This window comes from Micromonospora endophytica (genome assembly GCF_003236305.1).
GTDB lineage: Bacteria > Actinomycetota > Actinomycetes > Mycobacteriales > Micromonosporaceae > Micromonospora > Micromonospora endophytica.
In genome coordinates this window covers 1-19074 of record NZ_POTX01000106.1, presented here as the reverse complement: position 1 = coordinate 19074, position 19074 = coordinate 1, and the positions used below count along the sequence as shown (strand labels likewise).

At 69.4% G+C, this 19074-nt stretch carries 19 protein-coding genes and 1 pseudogene; 16 read left to right on the top strand and 4 right to left on the bottom strand.

Features of this window, described 5'->3' with window-relative positions; all coding sequences use genetic code 11:
• A pseudogene (locus tag C1I93_RS16655) lies at positions 1-501 on the bottom strand (efflux RND transporter periplasmic adaptor subunit); the annotation flags it as partial.
• 236 nt (positions 502-737) lie between these two features.
• Here C1I93_RS16655 and C1I93_RS16650 point away from each other — a divergent pair.
• Complete coding sequence (locus C1I93_RS16650) at positions 738-1310, top strand: hypothetical protein (RefSeq protein WP_146603517.1); 573 nt, start codon at positions 738-740, stop codon at positions 1308-1310.
• A gap of 71 nt (positions 1311-1381) precedes the next feature.
• Here the strand turns inward: C1I93_RS16650 and C1I93_RS16645 are convergent, their stop codons facing one another.
• Positions 1382-2677: a WD40 repeat domain-containing protein gene (locus C1I93_RS16645; protein WP_223256588.1), complete on the bottom strand. Its 1296-nt coding sequence runs from the start codon at positions 2675-2677 to the stop codon at positions 1382-1384.
• Between the two features lie 261 nt (positions 2678-2938).
• On the opposite strand from C1I93_RS16645, the gene C1I93_RS16640 reads away from it, so the two are divergent.
• The 11 genes from C1I93_RS16640 to C1I93_RS16590 all read left to right on the top strand — a co-directional run bounded on the left by C1I93_RS16640 (position 2939) and on the right by C1I93_RS16590 (position 13654).
• The gene (locus C1I93_RS16640; protein ID WP_111244206.1) at positions 2939-3358 is read left to right on the top strand and encodes a PepSY domain-containing protein; all 420 of its coding nucleotides are present in this window, start codon (positions 2939-2941) and stop codon (positions 3356-3358) included.
• Positions 3359-3482: 124 nt separating this feature from the next.
• Positions 3483-5417, top strand: a complete 1935-nt coding sequence (locus C1I93_RS16635; RefSeq protein ID WP_111244205.1) for an outer membrane protein assembly factor BamB family protein — start codon at positions 3483-3485, stop codon at positions 5415-5417.
• Positions 5417-7303, top strand: coding sequence for a WD40 repeat domain-containing protein (locus C1I93_RS16630; RefSeq protein WP_111244204.1), 1887 nt, complete (start codon positions 5417-5419; stop codon positions 7301-7303). The genes C1I93_RS16635 and C1I93_RS16630 overlap by 1 nt, the downstream gene beginning before the upstream one ends.
• Positions 7300-8307, top strand: a complete 1008-nt coding sequence (locus C1I93_RS16625; RefSeq protein WP_111244203.1) for a formylglycine-generating enzyme family protein — start codon at positions 7300-7302, stop codon at positions 8305-8307. Before C1I93_RS16630 ends, C1I93_RS16625 begins: the two co-directional genes overlap by 4 nt.
• Complete coding sequence (locus C1I93_RS16620) at positions 8304-9128, top strand: flavin reductase family protein (protein ID WP_220039586.1); 825 nt, start codon at positions 8304-8306, stop codon at positions 9126-9128. Before C1I93_RS16625 ends, C1I93_RS16620 begins: the two co-directional genes overlap by 4 nt.
• Positions 9119-10030, top strand: a complete 912-nt coding sequence (locus C1I93_RS16615; RefSeq protein WP_212808303.1) for a carbon-nitrogen hydrolase family protein — start codon at positions 9119-9121, stop codon at positions 10028-10030. The genes C1I93_RS16620 and C1I93_RS16615 overlap by 10 nt, the downstream gene beginning before the upstream one ends.
• A gap of 97 nt (positions 10031-10127) precedes the next feature.
• Positions 10128-10478 (top strand): hypothetical protein, encoded by a 351-nt coding sequence (locus tag C1I93_RS16610; protein WP_146603516.1) that lies wholly within the window; start codon positions 10128-10130, stop codon positions 10476-10478.
• Between the two features lie 9 nt (positions 10479-10487).
• Positions 10488-11063, top strand: a complete 576-nt coding sequence (locus tag C1I93_RS31640) for a hypothetical protein (protein ID WP_181445203.1) — start codon at positions 10488-10490, stop codon at positions 11061-11063.
• 98 nt (positions 11064-11161) lie between these two features.
• Complete coding sequence (locus tag C1I93_RS16600; protein ID WP_111244209.1) at positions 11162-11917, top strand: response regulator transcription factor; 756 nt, start codon at positions 11162-11164, stop codon at positions 11915-11917.
• A 3-nt stretch (positions 11918-11920) separates the two neighbouring features.
• Positions 11921-13360, top strand: a complete 1440-nt coding sequence (locus C1I93_RS16595; protein ID WP_111244201.1) for a sensor histidine kinase — start codon at positions 11921-11923, stop codon at positions 13358-13360.
• A gap of 18 nt (positions 13361-13378) precedes the next feature.
• Positions 13379-13654, top strand: coding sequence for a DUF4259 domain-containing protein (locus tag C1I93_RS16590; protein ID WP_223256589.1), 276 nt, complete (start codon positions 13379-13381; stop codon positions 13652-13654).
• 51 nt (positions 13655-13705) lie between these two features.
• Here C1I93_RS16590 and C1I93_RS16585 read toward each other — a convergent pair whose 3' ends face one another.
• Positions 13706-13927: a hypothetical protein gene (locus C1I93_RS16585; protein WP_111244200.1), complete on the bottom strand. Its 222-nt coding sequence runs from the start codon at positions 13925-13927 to the stop codon at positions 13706-13708.
• Between the two features lie 275 nt (positions 13928-14202).
• On the opposite strand from C1I93_RS16585, the gene C1I93_RS32000 reads away from it, so the two are divergent.
• Together C1I93_RS32000 and C1I93_RS16575 are read left to right on the top strand one after the other, a co-directional pair.
• Positions 14203-14478: an AAC(3) family N-acetyltransferase gene (locus C1I93_RS32000; RefSeq protein WP_258378298.1), complete on the top strand. Its 276-nt coding sequence runs from the start codon at positions 14203-14205 to the stop codon at positions 14476-14478.
• 454 nt (positions 14479-14932) lie between these two features.
• On the top strand, positions 14933-15397 hold the full coding sequence (locus tag C1I93_RS16575) for a DUF4279 domain-containing protein (protein ID WP_111244199.1): 465 nt from the start codon (positions 14933-14935) through the stop codon (positions 15395-15397).
• A gap of 634 nt (positions 15398-16031) precedes the next feature.
• Here C1I93_RS16575 and C1I93_RS16570 read toward each other — a convergent pair.
• Positions 16032-16421: a hypothetical protein gene (locus tag C1I93_RS16570; RefSeq protein ID WP_111244198.1), complete on the bottom strand. Its 390-nt coding sequence runs from the start codon at positions 16419-16421 to the stop codon at positions 16032-16034.
• Between the two features lie 351 nt (positions 16422-16772).
• Here C1I93_RS16570 and C1I93_RS16565 point away from each other — a divergent pair, with 351 nt between their 5' ends.
• On the top strand, positions 16773-17174 hold the full coding sequence (locus tag C1I93_RS16565) for a hypothetical protein (protein WP_111244197.1): 402 nt from the start codon (positions 16773-16775) through the stop codon (positions 17172-17174).
• 555 nt (positions 17175-17729) lie between these two features.
• Positions 17730-18335, top strand: a complete 606-nt coding sequence (locus C1I93_RS16560; RefSeq protein WP_111244196.1) for a hypothetical protein — start codon at positions 17730-17732, stop codon at positions 18333-18335.
• Positions 18336-19074 lie beyond the last annotated feature (739 nt).

Below are 19074 nucleotides of genomic sequence, written 5' to 3'. Positions count from 1 at the left end.
GGTGGCGGTCGAGGCGTCCGGGGTCGGCGTCGCATCGCGTGCCACCAGCCGCACCCCGCCGGCACTGGTGGTGCCGGCGCTCAGACAGGTGCTGCCGCCCTGGGCCGAATCCGCCGTGGTGAGGGCGTCCTCGGCCTTCGCCAACGCCTCCTCGGCGGACTCCACCCGACCCTGCGCGTCGCTGTCGTCGATCGCCGCCAGCACCTGCCCGGACTGTACGTCGTCGCCCGCCCGGACCGTCACCTCGGTCACCGTGCCGGAGACGCTGAAGCTGAGGCTGCGGTTCTGCGCGGGTTGCAGGGTGCCGGTGGTCGCCACCGCCATCGCGATCTCGCCCCGGTCGACCGTGGCGGTCGCGGTCTGCCGCGCCGGTGACTCGTCCGCCCTGGTCACGGCGTACGCCGACGTCCCGAGCAGGACGACCACCGCGACACTGCCCGCCACCCACCACCTACGCCGGCCAGCAGCGAGCCGGCGCAGCGCCTTCAGGCCAACACCCATGGAGGGCGAGTGTCGTCAGGTCTCCTCGCAGTTGACTCGGCCGCACCTCGGAGTTCGCTGGGAAACCCGGCGGGGCGAGTTCCGAGCTGTCTCTGAGGTTCGTCCGACCTGGCGTGCAGGTGACACCTGTTGCATGGGATGCCGCACCGGACGGTGCGATAGGAGTCGACCTTCGAAAGGTTCCGGTGACAATGCTGAATCGAGGCATGCGATGGGGTCTGGCCATGGCGGCTGGCATGGTTGTGCTGTTCGCCGCCGCCGGCTGCGGCGGGTCCGACTCGGCCGACGACACCGGCTCGTCGTCCGAGGGCAACGAGCAGTCCACGGCTTTCTCGGCGTACGTCGACTGCCTACGTGAGCAGGGCATCGAGGTTTCCGACACCATGCCGACCGGTGGTACCCGCCCCGACGGTTCCGGCCGCCCTTCCGGGATGCCTTCGGGGATGCCTACGGACCGGCCCTCCGGCACGCCGTCACCGGGCGCCTCGGGTGGCCCGGGCGGACCGGGCGGCCAAGGTGGCCGACCCGGGGGTGGCGGCTTCGGCAACCTCCGCCCGGAAGGCGTCGACGACGAGACCTGGCAGCAGGCCCAGCAGGCATGCCAGTCGGTGCTGCCCACCGACCGTCCGGACCGCAACTCCGAGGGCGGCGGGCCAGACGGCGCGGAGCAGGGCAGCGCCGCCGCCTACGCCAACTGCCTCGCCGACCGGGACGTCCAGCTCGTCGCGGACCTGGACAGCACCGACGTCAAGGTCACCGAGGCGCTTACCGCCTGCCAGCCGCTCAGCCCCTCCCCATCGGCCGGCTGACCTGAGCCGGCCCGCCGGGCGGCGTAAGGGCGTCGAGGCCCTCGGTCGGGCCGAGGACCTCGACACCCGAGTCAGGCCCGCCAGCGGTGCAACACTCCGTCGGTGACGGCGGCGAGTTCGCCGCTGCCACGGTGCCGGCAGGTCGGCGTGAAGCCGGGCAGCGTACCGGTGCGGTGACCGGTGAGCGGATCCCAGATGTGCAGGCCGTCGTGCTGCGCCGAGTAGAGTCGCCGACCGTCGGAGAACCAGGCCCCGGCGGGACCGGCAAAGCTGGTCAGCTCGCGGCCCGAGGCCACGTCGAAGAGGCGTACGCCGGGCAGCATCGTCTCGTCGTTGTCGCCGATCCCACCGACCGCCAGCAGGTCGTCGCCGACGAAGCAGAGCGGCCCGTCCCAGTAGTAGTCGCGGTAGCACAGCCGCTGGCGGGTCGGTCCGTCCTCGGACTCCCACACGTTGCCGTCCAGCCAGGGGCGTAGCTGCCACACGGCGGGCTCGCCGACCGGGTGCCAGATCCAGCCGTCGTCGGCGAGCGTCCGACTTCCCGGCGAGCAGAGCAGCCGGCCGTGGAAGTAGTCGAGGTGGTGCGGTGGCCGTTCCTGCTCCGACGTCTTCTCGATCTCGCGTGCGGTCAACAACTCGCCGGTGGCCGGGTCGCTCACGTCGAGCCGGTTCCAGCGGGTCCGGTGCACCACCACCGGCCGGTCGTCGACCACCGCGAAGGTCAGCGAGAACGGCACCGTGTTCGAGTGATAGTTGCCGCCGTCGAGCGCGAGCGTCACGACCCCGCCCCGGCCGAGATCCACCACCCGCCCGTACCGGCCGTAGTCGTTGACCACGGCGGCGAAACGCCCGCAGGGCGAGGCGTGCAGCCGGCGGCGCAGCGGATGATTGCCCCACGGCTGGTGCTCCGGCTCGTCGACCAGCTCGACGGTCGCCAGCACCGTGATCTCGTCCCCGTCCGGGTCAAGCGCGGCGATGGTGCCGTCGGCGGTGAGCGCCAGCCACCGCGAGCCGTCGGCGTCGTCGATCGCCGCGAGGTCGATCACCTCGCCCAACGCCGGCGGCAGCGACCAGCCGGACACCGTCGGGTCGAACGGTTCCGGTCGTTCCAGGATCTCCGGCTCACCGCGCCAGCCGAGCAGGTCCCCGTCCTCGATGAGCCGGTCGACGCACCCCGCACAGACCTCCACCGGCGAGGACAACCGGCCGGCTGCGCCGCACTCCCCACAGGCCAGGTCGAACTCCATGCCGTGTCCGGTCAACAACCGGTGGTACGCCACCTCGTTGTCCTCCGGCACATCCACCAGGTGGGGGCAGAACCGGCTGGTCGCCGCAAGCGCGACATGTCCACAATCGAGCGTCCGCATCGCCAGACGATATCCAGCCCGGTATGACCGCGCGGCAGCTGCAGCCCGCAGCGGCACCGACAGAATTGTTGGCAGGATGCTCAGCGGGCTCTTCGCCGAGCAAATCCCTCGCAATGCGCGTCCCTGACTGCCGATTGCCAGGAGTTTGCCAGGGCCGTTCAAGGGTTCTGTGAAGGCTCCGGCAAGTCTCTGCCAACCACCGAGCCGTGCGATCGGTGCCGCCGTACCCGTGGTCGACGCATCCACGAGTGGGAGGTTCCGATGAAAAAAGCAGTGCTGGTTGTGGTGACTGCTGGTGGTCTGCTCGCCGGTGGCACCGCAATCGCCGCCGCCGGATCGAACGAGCAGGCCACCCCCGGCCGCGACGGGCGCGCCGTCCAGGCCGCCGGTCCGCTGACGGCGGCTCAGGCCATCGACATCGCCCTGCGCAGCGTCGACGGCGGCCGGGTTCTCAGCGTGAGCCTGGAGGAACTCTCCGACCGCTCCCTGTGGGAGATCGAGTTGCTGGCCGGTTCCCGGACGCGGGTGGTCGGCGTCGACGCCGAGACCGGGGGCCTCGTCAACGTGGCTCAGACGCTCGATGACGACGACGACGATGACGACGACGACGACGATGACGATGACGATGACGATGACGACGATGACGACCCGGTCCGGTGCGGGGTCGAGCCCAGCAAGTGAATCGGGCCCGTTGACAGCAGGCGTCCGTTTCTGACCGGTCCGGTTGGTGTCCGCCGGAAAGCAGCGCCAACCGGACCGGCCGGGCTCGGCACACTCCGTTCTGTGGATGGAAGTGGACATTGTCATGACCGTTGTTGATCGACTGATCAGACTTCTATACGTCGATAGGGTGGGTTTGCTCGCTTCCGACATCTACGGACGGGTGCATCTGCTCGATGACGCGCTGAATGTCAAGGCGTCCTCCCCGTTCGTTCGGCAGGGACGTCCGCTGTACGGACTCGCCGCCGCCGGCGGATGGGTCATCGGAAAAGACCGGATGGGCGGCATATTCCGCTGGTCTCTGAGTACGCTGCGCCTCGTCGACCGGATCGAACCGGCCGCCGCCGTGGACCCGTCCGGGCTGCTGCCCAACGAAGAACCGTCGCCGATGAGTTCCCGCGGGATCGGTGTGTGGGACGGCCGCGTGTTCATCTCCAGCGGCGTGCACCGGCAGATGCTCGTACTCGACCTGCACACCTTCGAGGTCCTGGAGATCCGGCCGAACATCTGTGGGGACAGCCCGATGGAGTGGGCCTGCGCGGAGCATCCGACCCGGCACGCGGTAAGCGACAAGAAGGGAAACCTCCGTTTCGGTTCCTTCGAAGACGGCAGGTTCGACGAACTCCTCAAGCTCGACGACGGCAATATCCATCGGGTGCGCTACGACGCGCGGCATGACCGGTTCTGGGCGACGCAGGATTTCGGTGAAGGCGAGAACGCCGACGTCGCGAACGGGATCGTCGTGGTCGGCCTCGACGGGGTCAAACGCGATGAGTTGCTCTTCGCCCGCGACGATGTGGAATTCGTCGCCTTCTCCCCGGATCACCTGCGGGCGTACGCCGGCGGCTTCGACGGTGAGCTGCACATTTTCGACAACAGCACGCCCCGGCTCCGGATCGAGCGTACGGTCACCGGATTCCCGCACCAGCTGATCGACCTGACGGTCGCCCCGAATGGCGAGCTGTACGTGCTCTGCCAGGACGGCGAGGTGTTGCGGCTCGATCCGGACGGTGAGGTCATCACCCGGATGCGGTTTCATCGCCAGGCGGTCTGGGATCTGCAGCCGGCGCCCGGCGACCCCCGGACCCTCTACTGCGCCACCGACTCCGGCGTTGCCGTGGTCCGGGTTCGCGACGACGCGGTCGGTCCGATGGTGGAGGTGGAGGCGGAGCACCAGACCGGGTTCGGGTTCACCCGGCGGGTGGCGGCGTTGAGCGACGGTTGGCTCGGCATCAGCCGGGACTGGAAGGTGTTCCGCGCCGACCGGGACGGCTCCGCCCGGTGGGACCGCAACCTGCCCGGGTTGCCGCACACCGTCGCGGTGCATCCGCTGGGTGCTCGCGCCCTCGTCGCGACCAACGCCGGTGCCGTGGAGCTGGACGTCGCGGACGGCACCGAACTGGGCACCTTCCAGGTGGACGGTCTGCCGGTGTGGGCCGGGGTCTACCTGCCGTCGGGCGACCGTCTGCTGGTGACCCGCAATGGCGTGATCGTCACTCTCGACGGTGTCGACGGCACCGTCCGGTGGCGGTTCGACCAGGGCGAGTACCCCAAGCGGGCCTGGACGCAGGACGGGCGGGTCTACATCGTCGGCGACGGTGGCCTCAAGGAGGTCGTGCCCGGCGTCGGTGTGGTCTGCCGCTGGTCGAAGTTGTTGTCCAACACGGTGGAGAACGCGGTAGTCGTGGACGGGCTGGTCTGCGCGAGTTCGTACGGCATGCAGCTGGCCGCCTTCGACCACCAGGACGGCAGGCTGCTCGGCCTGCTGGAGGATCTGCCGGACTATCCGAAGGCGTTGGCCGTGGTCCCGGACCGCAGTGGTACGCCGTTCCTGCTCGTCGGGGCCCGCTCCGGGCTGCTCTCCCTCTATCAGCTCGACCCGGACAGGCGTGGCGTGCTCAGCAAGGTACGCGACCACTGGCTGCCCCGGCGCCCCAGCGAACCGGCGGTGATCGGGCGGGACAGCGGCGCGACGCCGGCCGGTGCGGTCCTCGCCGCCGCACTGGGAGGGGCCGTCTGATGCGCGTGGTGGATTTCGGCCGGGACGTCACCGGCCACCGGGCCCCGGTCACCGGCGTCGCCTTCGATCCCACCGGTCGCCTGCTGGCCAGCTGCTCGTACGACGGGTCGGTGCTGCTCTGGGATGTCACCACCGCGCAGAACCCGGAGCTGGTCGGCCGGCTACGGCACCGGCGGCTGGTGAATTCGATGTGCTGGAACCCGGCGGACGGATCGCTGCTCGCCACCGCCTCCGCCGACAAGACGGCGGCCGTGTGGCGCGTCCGCGCGCACGAGGATCCGCAGCTGGTGAGCGTGCTGGCCCGGCACACCGACGACGTGAACGCGGTGGCCTGGACACCGGACGGCGAACGGCTGGTGTGTGTCTCGGAGGACGGTCGGGTGTCCCTGTGGAACGCGCGTTCCGCCGCGCTGATCGGCGAGTTGGGCGCGCACACCGCGCACTGCATGGCGGTCGCGATCAACGGTGACGGCCTGATCGCGACCGTCGGTGAGGACGGTCTGGTCAGTGTCGGGCACCCGGATGACCGGTCTGCGGCGGCCACCCGCAGCTACCCGTCCTCGGTGGAGGGCTGCGCCTGGTCGAGGTCGGGCAAACTGCTCGCGATCGCGCGCGACGACGGCGTCGTCGATCTGCTGCACCCCGATCTCAGCGTGCAGATCTCCATCCAGGTGTCCTCCGTCGCGGCCCGTTCCGTCGCGTTCACCGACGACGACTCGGCTGTCGTCGTCGGCGCCTACGACGGCCGGGTGCACGTGCTGGGGGTCGACGGCGAGCTGGTCAGGTGGTTCCAGGACGCCCGGTTCTGGCCGCGATCGGTCGCCACCCACGGCGGGATCGTGGCGGTCGGCAGTTTCTGGTCCCGCCCGCACCTGTTGGAGCTCGCCACCGGCCGGGATCTGACCGGGGGTCACGAGCCGACCCATGGACCGAACGCGCTCGCCGTACGCGGCGAAGAGCTGATCATCGGCTGCGATTCGGGTGCCGTACTGGTGACCGACCCGAGCGGGCGTGCCGACGCCGGCCCGCCCCGGGTGGTGCAGGTCGCGGAGAGCCCGATCCTCTCCCTGGCCGTGCACGGCGACCTGGTCTACGCCGGCACCTACTCGGGCCACGTCGTCGCGCACCGGCTCGATCAGATCTCCGGTGAGTCGACGGCAGCACAGGTGAGCAGCGTCCCACTGGGCGCACCGGTACCGTCGCTGACCTGCGTCGATGGTCGGATCGTCGCGGGCACGTACAACGGCGACCTGATCGCGCTGGATCCGGCGACCCTGGCGATCAGCGACAGCGGTCCGGCACACGGCGGCTCGGTGAAGGCACTCGCCGCCTTCGGCGACGGCTTCCTCTCCGCGTCGACCGACCGGACGGTGGCGGTGGGCACGCTCACCGACCGGCAGGTGCTCTGGGACCACGGCAACCTGGTGAACGACGTCGCGACGCTCGGCGGCCGGGTGGTGGCCAGCGCCGGCCGGGACCACACCGTACGCGTGGCCCGGCTCGCTCCCGCCGGCGACGGTCGGTGGCAGGTGGTCGAGCAGCACACCCTGCTCGGACCGGACGAGTCGGTCAAATGTGTCGGACTGCTCGGCACACCGGAGGCGCCTGTGGTGCTGGCCGGCTCCTACGACTTCGGTCTGCACCTGTGGCAGGTGCGCTGGGGCCGGACCGCCGACGGGCTGGTCAACGGTCGACTGCTCAGTGAGTTCCGGCAGGGCCTGTCCTGCATCGCGGCCCTGAGCCCGGACCTGCTGGCGGTCGCCAGCTGGGACGGCCGGATCGCGCTCGTGGGAACGGACCACGACGGCCGCGTCCGGGTCCGGTCCCTGATGGACGTCGAGGACCTGGTTTCGCAGCGCGGTCAGCTGGCGGAGGTGACCCGATGATCGGCCCGGATCCCGCAACGGGGCACACCGAGGTACGCGGCGGGCCGCACCTCGCCGCCGAGGCGGCGCTGGCCGGGCCCGAGCTGCTGGCCCCGACCGCAGCGGCACGCGCACAGCTCACCGCGGCCGACCCGGACCGGCTCGCCACCATGGTGGAGGATCCGGCGCTGCCGCTGGCCGATCGGCTCGCCGCCGGTGGCCTGCTGGCGCTGGTCGGCGATCCCCGGATCGGCCCCGTGCCGGCACTCTGTGCCGTTCCCGGCGGCCGGGTCACCATCGGGCTCGCTGCGGAGCAGGTCGCGTCGGTGGTGTCGACCTGGCAGCAGGTGGGAGTGATCGCCGACTGGATCGTCAAGGAGACCCCGGAACATCCGGTCGATCTCAGCGATTTCTGGATCGCCCGCTACCCGGTCACCAACGGCGAGTTCCGTGACTTCCTGGCCGACACCGGCTGGTCGCACCGGCCCAGCACCTGGTATCTGGGGGCCTACCCGTACGACCGCAGCAACCATCCGGTCGCCGGCGTACGCGCGCACGACGCCGACGCGTACGTCGCCTGGCTGCGGGAACGCACCGGACATCGCTGGCGGCTACCGACCGAAGCCGAATGGGAGTACGCCGCCAAAGGCCCACGGGGATCGGAGTACCCGTGGGGCGACCGGTTCGATCCGGCGGCCGCCAACACCCGGGAGACCGGCGTGCACACCACCACCCCGGTGGGTGCCTTTCCCGCCGGCCGTTCGCCGTTCGGCGTACTCGACCTGGCCGGCAACGTCGAGGAGTACGTGGCCGACGACTACCACCCGTACGGCGGCGGGGAGGTCGTGCGCGACGACCTGGTCGAGACCCTGGGCCGCTACCGGGTCACCCGTGGCGGCAGCTTCGCCCGCTTCGGTGACCTGGCCCGCACCCGCCGCCGGCACGGTGCCTTTCCCGACCCGCTGTACCCGGCCGGTTTCCGGTTGGCGACCGACACCCCACCAGCCATTGAGGAGCACGCGTGAGCCTGGCGACGCAGCCATCGGTGCCGAGCACCGACATCCCGATCCCGCCGGACCTGTGGAAGCGGCTGACCAGCACCGTCGGACTCGTCACCGTACGAGACGGCGAACGGGTCAACATCATGTCGGCGGAGTGGTCCTACTTCGTCAACAAGCAGCCGCTCTGGGTGGCGGTGGTGCTCGGTCCGCGTTCGGCGACCCGGGAACTGATCGGGCCGGCCGGTGAGTTCTGTCTGACCCTCTGCGCCGAGGACCAGGCCGCGCTTGCCGACCTGGCCGGCAGCTTCTCCATCCGCGACCTCGACAAGACCAGCAGCGAGCTGGTCAGTCTCGCCGCCGCGCGACTCGTGTCGGTGCCCTGGGTCGACGGTGGCGTGGTCGCGTTGGAGTGCCAGTTGCGGCAGGAGATCGCCTTTCCGGTGCACCGGATGTTCGTCGGCGAGGTGGTCGCCGCGCATCTGCCGGAGCGTCCGGACAGCGTCCGTCCGCTGGTCAAGCACGGGGGGATGTACCAGCTGGGGGAGCGTGCCGAGCGGCGCGAGGTCGCCGTCGTCGCGCAACGCGGCCCCGCCGGCACCGTACGGGTCGGTGCCACCTCGCCGGCGAAGCTGACCGCGCCGTTCCGGATCACGCTGGCCCTGGCGGACGGCGGGTCCATCCCCCTCGGCGAGTTCGCCGCCAACCGCCACGGCGACCTACAGATCGAGGTGCCTCTGCCTGCGGCGGTGGCCGGTCTCCGGCCCGGTCCGGTCGAGGTGGTGGTGGAGCGGGACGGAGCGCGGCCGGGCCGGGCCAGACTCACCGAGGAGTCCGGATGGCGGTGACGACGATGCCCAGCGGACCGCTGACCGTAGCTGCCGTGCAGGTCGAGGCGGGCAGCGGGGATGTGGCCGGAAACGCCAGGCGCGCGGCCGAACGGGTGGTGGCGGCGGCGGACGGTGGCGCCCGGATCGTGGTCCTGCCCGAGCTGCACCTGTGCGGGTACGACCTGCCGGCACTTGCCGCGAACTCCGACGCCGAGGTACGCGCCGACGCCGCCGGGCGGGTCACCGACTGTCGGCTGGCCCCGCTGGTGGGCGCGGCGACCGAACATGCCGTCACGGTCGTGCTCGGCGCGGCCGTCCGGCGCGCTGACGGGCAACTCGCCAACAGTCTGCTCGTCGTCGGCGACGACGGGAGCGTCCGGGTGGGATACGACAAGCAACACCTGTGGCGGGACGAGCAGGAGCTGTTCACTCCCGGCCGCGCCCCGGCGTGGATCGACGTCGACACGTGGCGACTGGGCCTCGCGATCTGCTACGACATGTCGTTTCCCGAACACTGTCGGCGGGCCGCGCTCGACGGCGCACACGCTTACCTGTGCCCTTCGGCCTTTGCCGCCGGTGCCGAGCACCGGGCCGCCGTCTACCTGCGGGCCCGCGCGCTGGAAAACACGATCTTCACGGTCTTCGTCAACCCGGTGGCCGGACCGCCCAGCCGGCCCTGCGCGGGCACCAGCGCTGTCCACGGCCCCATGGGTGAGTTGCTCGGCGCGGCCCCGGCCGCGGCGGAGGCGATGGTCCTCGCGCGACTCGAACCGATCACGCTGCGGTCGGCACGCGCACAGCTCCGCATGCTCGCCGAGCTGTCCCGCGAGATCGACTGCCTGACGAATGCCATTTCCGTCGATGTCCGAGGGGACGGTGGGAGAAACGATGCTGACAGTTGCGCGGCCGGACGGTGCTGAGCCCGGGCCGGAAACCGGTCTGCCCGTGTCGGGGACGGACCGGAGTCGATACCTCGTCGTGCTGCGGGATCCCCGGCTCGCGATCGGATCCACGTTGGTGATCGCTCCGCTGGCGGTGTGGCTGCTGGCGGTGGTGGCGCTCTCCGCCGGCCTTCAGGTGATCGTCGGGCTGGTGGTCGGCATGGTGGCCGGCCTCCTCGTCGGTGCCGGTTGGGTAGCGGTATGGCTGCACCGCGACGGACCCGACCGGACGGCAGCCGGCCGAGTCGGCTCCCCACCTGCCGGGTACTCCCTGACGGAGCCGCTGGTCGGGTTGCCGTGGAATCCGGACGACCCCGAGCGGGCCGGCCCACCCGGCGATCCCCGTCCCATCCGTCAGCGGCTGGCGGCTGTCGCCGCCGTTCCCGGCGGATGGTTCCGTCCCCGGCGCAGCCATCACCACAACTGAGGACCACAGATGCGCGACAACGAATTTCCTGCCGGTGCTGTCTACCCGGCCGAGGTGGCCAGCTATTCCGCCGAGGACGGCACCGGCCCCGAGCCGGTCGACGACAGGTATCGCGAGGCCACCACAGGTGAGCGGGTCCGGGATTTTCTCGCCCGGATGAACATGACGCAGGCGCTGGTGATGGCTGGTGTGGTGGCCGTTTTGGTGGCTGGCCTCGGGCTGGCGGCGCAGCTCGGGGTCTCCAGCCAGCTGGATCCGGCGCGCCGAGAGGTCCAGGCGGTCGTGCCGGACAGCTCCGCGGTGGCCACGCCGGACAGCTCGGGCGCCGGCTCGGATCTCCCCACCGAGCCTCCGGGTCAGGCCGGACCCGTCGACCCGACCGACCCGACCCGACGCCGACCCTCCGTCTCGCCGGCCCCGACCGCGACCACCCCCGCCGGCCAGGGCGGACGGTACGACACCCTCCGATGCGACGACGACGACGATGACGACGATGACGACGACGATGACGACGACGATGACGATGACGACGACGATGACGATGACGACGATGATGACGATGATGACGATGAATGTGATGACTGAGCGGGCCTCGGTGTCCGGCGGCAGGCGGGGCGTACGACCCGCGCCGAGGTGAACCCGCCTGCCCGCTGAGCCGTACCGGAGGACATGTGGTGCACACCATGAGGCTGCTGCTGGTCGAAGACGACGAGTCGATCGCCGAACCGCTCAGTGACGGCCTCACCCGTTACGGCTTCAGCGTGCAACGGGTCGCCGACGGCACTGCCGCGCTCCGGGCGAGCGGGCACGAGCTGGTCCTGCTCGACCTCGGGCTGCCCGACATCGACGGAATCGATCTCTGCCGGATGCTGCGGCGGCGCAACGGCGTACCGATCATCATGATCACCGCTCGGGGAGCTGAAGCGGACCGCGTGGTCGGCCTGGAACTCGGCGCGGACGACTACCTCGCCAAACCCTTCAGCCTCCGGGAACTCGTCGCCCGCATCCGGGCGGTCGCCCGACGGAGCATGCCCTCCACCGCCCCGGCGGGCCTCGCCAGCGATCCGGCGTCGCCCGCCGGGACCGGACCGGCCGGGCACATCCGCGGGGTCGAGCCCGTCACCGTCGATCGCCGCACCCGTGAGGTGCGGGTCCACGGTCGACCGATCGCGCTCACGCCGAAGGAGTTCGACCTGCTCCTGCTGCTGGCCAAGGACCCGGGTGCGGTAGTGGACCGCCAGACGATACTCAACCAGGTCTGGGACACGGCCTACTTCGGCAACACCAGGACGCTTGACGTCCACGTGGCCAGCCTGCGGCGCAAGCTCGGCGATCCGGCGTTGATCGAGACGGTACGGGGGATCGGTTTCCGACTGGCCACCTCGGAGCCCGCCACGTCGCCTGACCACGGGTCAGGTTGGCCACGGACCGGGTGGTAGTCGATGATTCGCCGGCTGCCCCTCAGCTACCTGGCCTTCGCGCTGCTGATCCTGGTCTGTCTGGAGCTGCCGATGGGCTACATCTTCGCCCGGGGCGAACGGCTCCAGATGGTGGGGGAGCTGGAACACCAGGCCGAGATCCTCGGTGCGTACGCGGACTCCGCGATCCGCAACGGCGAACACCACCTGCTCGACACCTTCGCCCGGCAGGGAGCCGAGAAACTCGGCGGCGACGTGCTGGTCGTCGACCAGAATGGCAGCGTCCTGGCCAGTTCCCGGTCGCTGGCGGGGGAGAACCTCCGCGAGGCACCGGAACTCGTCGCGGCGCTGAGCGGTTCAGGCACCATCGGCGTACGGGCCATGGAACGCGACGGCACCCAGTTCCTCTCGGTCGCCGTACCGACCGAGCCGGGACCGGTCGTACGCGGCGCCGTCCGGCTCACCATCCCCACCGCGTCGCTGGAGGGCCGGATCCACAAGTTCTGGCTCTCCCTGCTCGTGGCGGGCCTGACCGTGCTGACCGCGGTGGCGATCGTGGCGGTGGCGCTGGCCCGCTGGATCAGCCAGCCGATCCGAGAGTTGGAGCAGGCCACCGCCGGCCTGGCGGCCGGCGCGCTCACCCAGCCGGCACCCACCTCCACCGGACCACCCGAACTGCGTCGCCTCGCGGCCACCTTCAACCGCACCGCGCAACGGCTGCAGAAGCTCATCGAATCGCAGCAGTCGTTCACCGGACACGCCTCCCACCAGCTCAAGACACCGCTGGCCGCGTTGCGCCTGCGACTGGAGAACCTTGAGCCCGACGTACTGCCGGCAGGCCAGGCCAACCTGTCGGCGGCGGCCACCGAGATCGACAGGCTCTCCGCGATGATCGACGGACTGCTGATGATGGCGCGGCTGGACGAGGCGGCGATGGAGCCCGAGCCCACCGATCTCGATCGCGTGATCGAGGACCGCGTACGACACTGGGAGTTCACCGCCGCACGGCGACGAGTGCGGGTACGGACAGCCGGCACACCGGTCGGAGTGGTGTGGGCGGTGCCCGGGGCCGTCGAACAGATCATCGACAACCTTGTCGCCAACGCGCTGAACGTCTCTCCGCCCAAGAGCACAATCACAGTGGGCCGACGCTTCCGACCGATGTCCCGGGCGGAGCGCCACCGCGCGCCGATCATCGTGGAGATGCACGTGATCGACGAGGGGCCGGGCCTGCGACCGGCCGAGGCGGCACGGGCGTTCGACCGGTTCTGGCGTGCCCCCGGCGCACCGAAGGGCGGCACCGGGCTCGGTCTCGCGCTCGTCGCCCAGCTGGCCGAGGCGAGCGGAGGCCGCGCGGTGCTCCTTCCCGCCGCCTCCGGCGGAGTCGACGCCGTCGTCACCTTCCCCGCCGTCACCCAACCAGCCCCGCGCCGCACGGATTCACCCGTGCCCGCGCGGGTGTGAGCATCCGTCGCCTCGGCCATCGCTGCGGCAGCGATCGTGGCGGCTCAGATGCCCGGCGGAGAGCTACTAACCTCGCCATATACACCGGACTTCCTGCTTGCTGGTGAATCCCTTGACCTGGACGACGACCTGCCACAGCTGGCAGTCGAGGCTCTTGACCGGGTCCTCGGCGACGACTCGGAGTGGCGGAGCCTATGGGGTGTGGCGGAAGTGAGTGAGTTCCCGCAGATCAACAAGCTCCGCGCAGTGCTATCCGGTCCGCCCGAACTGCCCGGTCAGATCGCACTGATTTAGGGACCGCGCGTCCCTGGGGCGGCGAGCCACCCGTCATTCCGGGTCATCGACCTAATCCATGCTGGGATCCTCTTCGTCGGGCGACGTTGCGATCACCTTGTCCCATGCGTTGACGATGGCTGCAGCCTGCCGCTCGCTACGGGCCAAGCCACTGAGCAGGACGTTGTTCTGATAGTCGAGGATCTCGAAGCGCCATCGATCGAGTTCAGGCCGGTGTTCAAGGGTTGCCCAGAAGTGGCCGGAAAGATCGCTGGGGAACTCCGCCGCTGCCACGTACCGCTCCTTTGCCTCAAGCCATCTCTGTCGAAGATTCCCGCCGGAGGCACCGGTTCTGGCGCTTGGCGCATCTGCGAAGTACCGGCCGGCGCGCTGGCCGATGCCGGCGCTTGCGCCGCTAGCAGGCAGCCTTGATCCTATTGAGAACGATTCGGCTGACGGATAGCCAGCGCGGCGGGGCGGCCGATCGCTCGAGGGCACTGCGCCGGCCACCGCCTCCGCGATCGTCATGGCCTGTCCGGGGACGTGGGGTTGTCGGCGGCATCGGGCACGTGAAGCGTGGTCAGGCGGAGTACCGACAGGTGTCGCCGCCGCGCGCGGCCACCGGCTCGTCGGTCCGACAGCCAGACGGGACAGGCCGATGGACCACGTGGGTTGACGTCGATGTTGATGAGAGCGACTTCGATCGGCTGGGTGCCGATTTCGAGGCGGCCGGTGCAACGGCCTACCTGATATCCCAGCCGGTGCTGGTCGACTTCGCGACCGCCTGGATGGCCGCCAACCGCCTCCCCAAGGAAAGTCCTAGCAAGGAGCCCTTGGCCAGGTAGCGGTGCGAAGCCGGCCCCCGGATCGGGGTTCGCCCCCCTCTGACCTGGGCCGGTGTTGCTGGAGCGGGCGACGGGAATCGAACCCGCACCGTCAGTTTGGAAGATTGTTCTCGGCTGTCGTGATCTGTCCGGATCGCCTGGTCAGCGTGGCTACCGTCCTGCCCGATCATGACCGCTACAGACCGTCTGGGACACCGGCTACTGGCACGGCTACGCGGTGGGGAGCGCGCCCGTCCGGCGGCGTGCGGCTTACCGCCCCCGGCCGTTCGGGCCGGGGGTGGCTTGCCGTGCCGCCGGCTCTCCGCGGGCCTGGACCCCGGTACCGGTGGCAAGCCGCGAAGCGGCGCGGCAGCCGATCGCCCCGACCTCGACGGTGGTCCGGCGCGCGCGATCGTTCGGTCTCGCTTGGCGCTCGACCTCTCGGCAACGCTTTGGCCGCCCGTACCCTACGTCTGTGCGAGTCCACCAGTACGCGTACTTCGCCCTCCGCTCCGAACGGCTCAGCGCCCAGGAGATGACGGCCCGCGTGGGGCTGGAACCGGACCGCGTCACGCTGAGGGGCAGTCGCATCCCTGAGATACCCATCCCACGTGCACATGGCTGGGAGGTGACCTGCCCCCTCTCGGCAAGTCCCATCGACGAGCAGGTCTCCTGGCTCATCGAACGACTCGCGCCCTACCAGGACCGCATCGGGGCGTTGGTCGTCGACCTGGATCGTCTTGAAGATGGCTCCACCGCCTGTCTGCATCTCGTCCGACATTTTGAGGTCGAGGAGCCCGCGGCTACTTCTGCATCGGCTACAACGAAGCCACAGAACGGTGGGCCAGGGCTCGGCTGGCACCTTGACCAACCGGTGTTGACCTTCCTTGCCCAGACCGGAACTGTTCTCGACGTAGACGAGTACGACATGAACACCTGAGCTGAGAGCAAGCCCGCCGTGCCGGCCGATGCCGGGCGAAGGCCGCCAGCAGGCCGAGTGCGGCGGGCGGGCCGCGCTTGCGCGGCCCCTTGATCCTATTGAGGGTGATTCGGCAGTCGTGGCGACCTAGACATGGCGACCTAGACATGGCGACCTAGACATGGTCCTCGTCAACCGGACCGGAGCCAGCAGACTGCGGCCTCGCGACCACTCGCTTGTAAGTTCTGGGCGCTGTGTCCGCCGGGTCTGTCCTCGTCTTGACTCGTTGCTGTCGACAGCAACCCGCGCCTCGCAGGTGTCGGGTCATCAACGAACGGGAGGCGGTGGGGCCGTCGCCGTGCATGGGACGGACGGAGCTTCCGGCTCCTCATGCTCGATCTCGTACTGGCACTCGCTGCACGGCTCCGCCAGGATGTGCCCCGCCAGTCATGCCCACAGGCGGGGCAGTCGCCATACCATCTCGGTCGTCGTCGCATCCTCACCGAGTCATTGTGATCGCCCGGCCAGGAACAAACGGTTTAGGAAGGCGACTGAGGCAGCGTGTCGGGCAGCACCATGAGCTGGGCGCATGGTCAACGTATTCGCCGGGCGCATCAAGATCATTGCACTTACTCTGCACACTGGGCACCGATGCTCAGCGGACAGGGCCCTCGCCGAATCGGCCACCGCTGATCACGGTGTCAGTCTCGATCTCGACAGCCGTCCACACATAGGAACAGAAGTCGTCGAATGCAACACCTCCATCGTCCAGGAGGGCGACAGCTAGCGCCGCCAGATCCGCCCGGCGCGAGAGTCGATAGTTGATCTGCACGGCCCACTCAGGCCGGTGACCGACGGCCTGCTCAAGGTTCGCTATGTCCTCCGGCTCCCAGTCCCGGTACAGGCCGCTCGCCTCATCCATCAGCCAGACGAACAGCCGAGTGTCTGTAGCCCAGCCGCCATGGCCTGCTACCGCCAGCTCGTCGAGAAGTCGGACGGCCTTGGACCGTGGTACAGCAGGGAACACGAAGGCATTCTCACTCATCCCGGCAAGGTACAGAACGTCAGTTTGGAAGATCGTTTCCGGCTGTCACGATCTGCCCGGATCGCCTGGTCAACGGCGGTGTCGCGCTGCCCGTTCATGACCGCTGACGACCGCCTGGGACACGGGTTACTGGCACGTGGCTGGCACGGCTGCGCGGTGGGCGCGTGGTTGTCCGGCGATGTGCGGCTTACCGCCCCCGGCCTGTCGGGCCGGGGGCGGCTTGCCGTGCCGCCGGCTCTCCGCGCGCCTGGACCCCGGTACCCGGTGGCAAGCCGCGAAGCGGCGCGGCAGCCGATCGCTCCGCGATCGTTAGCAGGTCTGCGTGTCGTACAGCTTTGACATTCTGCTGTCATGGCTGACCGACCAACCGCTGCATGGCGTCGCTATCTCGATGAGCAGACCGCGAAGCTTCATGCTGGGACGCTGGATGAGCACGACGCCTGGGCAGTGCGACTCTTTCCGGATTCACTCATCGTTGCGACCGACGCCGCACTGGACGGCTTCGAGCAGGCTCTCAACCAGATCGACGTCAGGTCGGACGTCGCCGTGCTCGCAGAGGTCGAGCGGGTGGTTGTGGCACTCAATGGCGTCAACGAGCGCCACGGTGGCTCCGGTTATGAGACCGGGGAGCGCGAGGAACTGTGTGACCACATTGATGCGGCTCTCACGGATGCGGGCGTCCACGTCGACGCCCTGGCTGCCAGAAACGGGCTCAAGCCGTCAGAGATCACCGACCGCTGGCGTGACTGGTAGTCGAGTCGGCGGCGCTGCGCCGCCCGAGGACGGCCGGAGGCCGCCCGCAGGGCGAGCGTCAGCGGAGCTTGTACTCCGTCCGGGGCCACGAGTACACGAAGCCTCAGGCACACGGTTTAGGAAGTGTGAACAGGGGCGAAAGTCGCTCAACAAGGACCTGGCTTGACCTGCCTCGCCACGCTGTCACCCACGTCCAAGAGCTAACCGCCATTGACCCCGGTCGCCCCTCCCAATGGGCACGCAACGGGCACGGCGACCGAGGGACTATGAGATCAAGATGGGCGATCCATCGACCTGCCCGAGTGGCCTCCCATCAGGGGAAACGCCTCTCAACATCTCTCACCACTCCCCTGCTGCCGGTTGACCTCTTGCGGACTAGATGCGGACTGCGCGGGTCCGACCGTCCTCGCTCCGAAGGGAGTAGCGGCTGCGGTTGGCACTCATGGCGATGATCGCGCACCCGCAGGCTGCGCGAGACTCGGCGGAAGCCTCCCGTAGGATTTTGACTGGCAGCCGGCTGCGATCAGGCCGGTATCGAGGCAGGGAGGCGATCGAGTGTCCGAGAGAGCCCTCGACGCCTGGCCCAAAGCTTGGACGAGCGTCCCGAAGTCCACGATCGACGCCTTCCTCAAGACTCAGATGAGCGTCCCGATGTCGACCGTCGACGCCTACCTCAAGGCCCAGGCGAGCGTCCCGAAGTCCACGATCGACGCCTTCCTCAAGACTCAGATGAGCGTCCCGATGTCGACCGTCGACGCCTACCTCAAGGCCCAGCAAAACCAGATCCGCTTCACCCTCGGGAAACTGGACTTCAGGACCGCACTCCGGGCGGCAACGACCGGTCTCCAGAGCACAGCCGCTTTGGTAGTCGATGACGCACTCCGGGACTTGGAGCGCGCCGTTGAGGACGCTGAGGGACAGGCTGGTACCGAGGCAACGACACTCCTGGCCGTCTGGTCTGAGTCGCTACGAGACTTCCGGTTTTGGCTGCTTCAACCTGCCGTCAAGTGGCCCGCAATTGGCTTGATCTCGTTTCTGGTCGCCTACTGGTGGGTGACGCTCAAGACGGAACACCCAGATATCGCGGACATGGTTGAGGTGCCGTTCGCTGCGTTTGCCGGCCTTCTTCTGGCGATGGCGGCGAACGCCCAGAGAAAGTAGTTCAAGCCCCGTCAGCACCCGCACCTGCTCCCATCCCGTCTGCCGCCGACCCACACACCGTGGAGCAGACCAGGGCCAGGGCGACAAGGTGGAGCGCCCTACCGGACGAACGACCTTGTCGCCCTGGCCCTGGTCTGCTCGGCTCTGCCTGGGTCGGTGGCTGGCGGGATGGCATCCCACCACCCACGAACCGCAACCGTTCGGCAACTCCATTTCGGAGTCGTCTGGCCCCGCCGGAGGCATGCCCAAAATCAGCCGGCGCGCCGGCCGATGCCGGCGCTTGCGCCGCCAGCAGGCCGAGCGCGTCCGGCGCGGCCCGCTTGCGGGCCGCCTTGATCCTAATGAGAACGTTTCGGCAGTGGCGCCGGGCATACCGGCCTGGAGGGCGCGGACGTGGCCCTCCTCACCAGGCAGGCGCCGAAAAGACTCTGGTATAGCGACCACGCTTGCAAGCTCTCTGAGGGTCGTCCGGCAGCGTCCGGCCACGTTCGCAGCCTCGGGCGTGGATCCCTACCCGGCTGCCGATGGGTGCACTCGTCCGGTCCGGTTGCTGTCACCGTTGCTGTCGACAGCCACCGTCGTGGCATCGCCGGACACTGCCTTGCAGAGGCGTGAGGTTCCCCCGGTTCGCCGGAGGGTTGGTTACCTGGCGCCGGTGGGCTCAGGCTGAACGATAGCCGTCTGGTCCTGTCGGGCCTGGTGGGTGTGCCAGGCGGTTTCGTACTCGTCTGGGGATCGC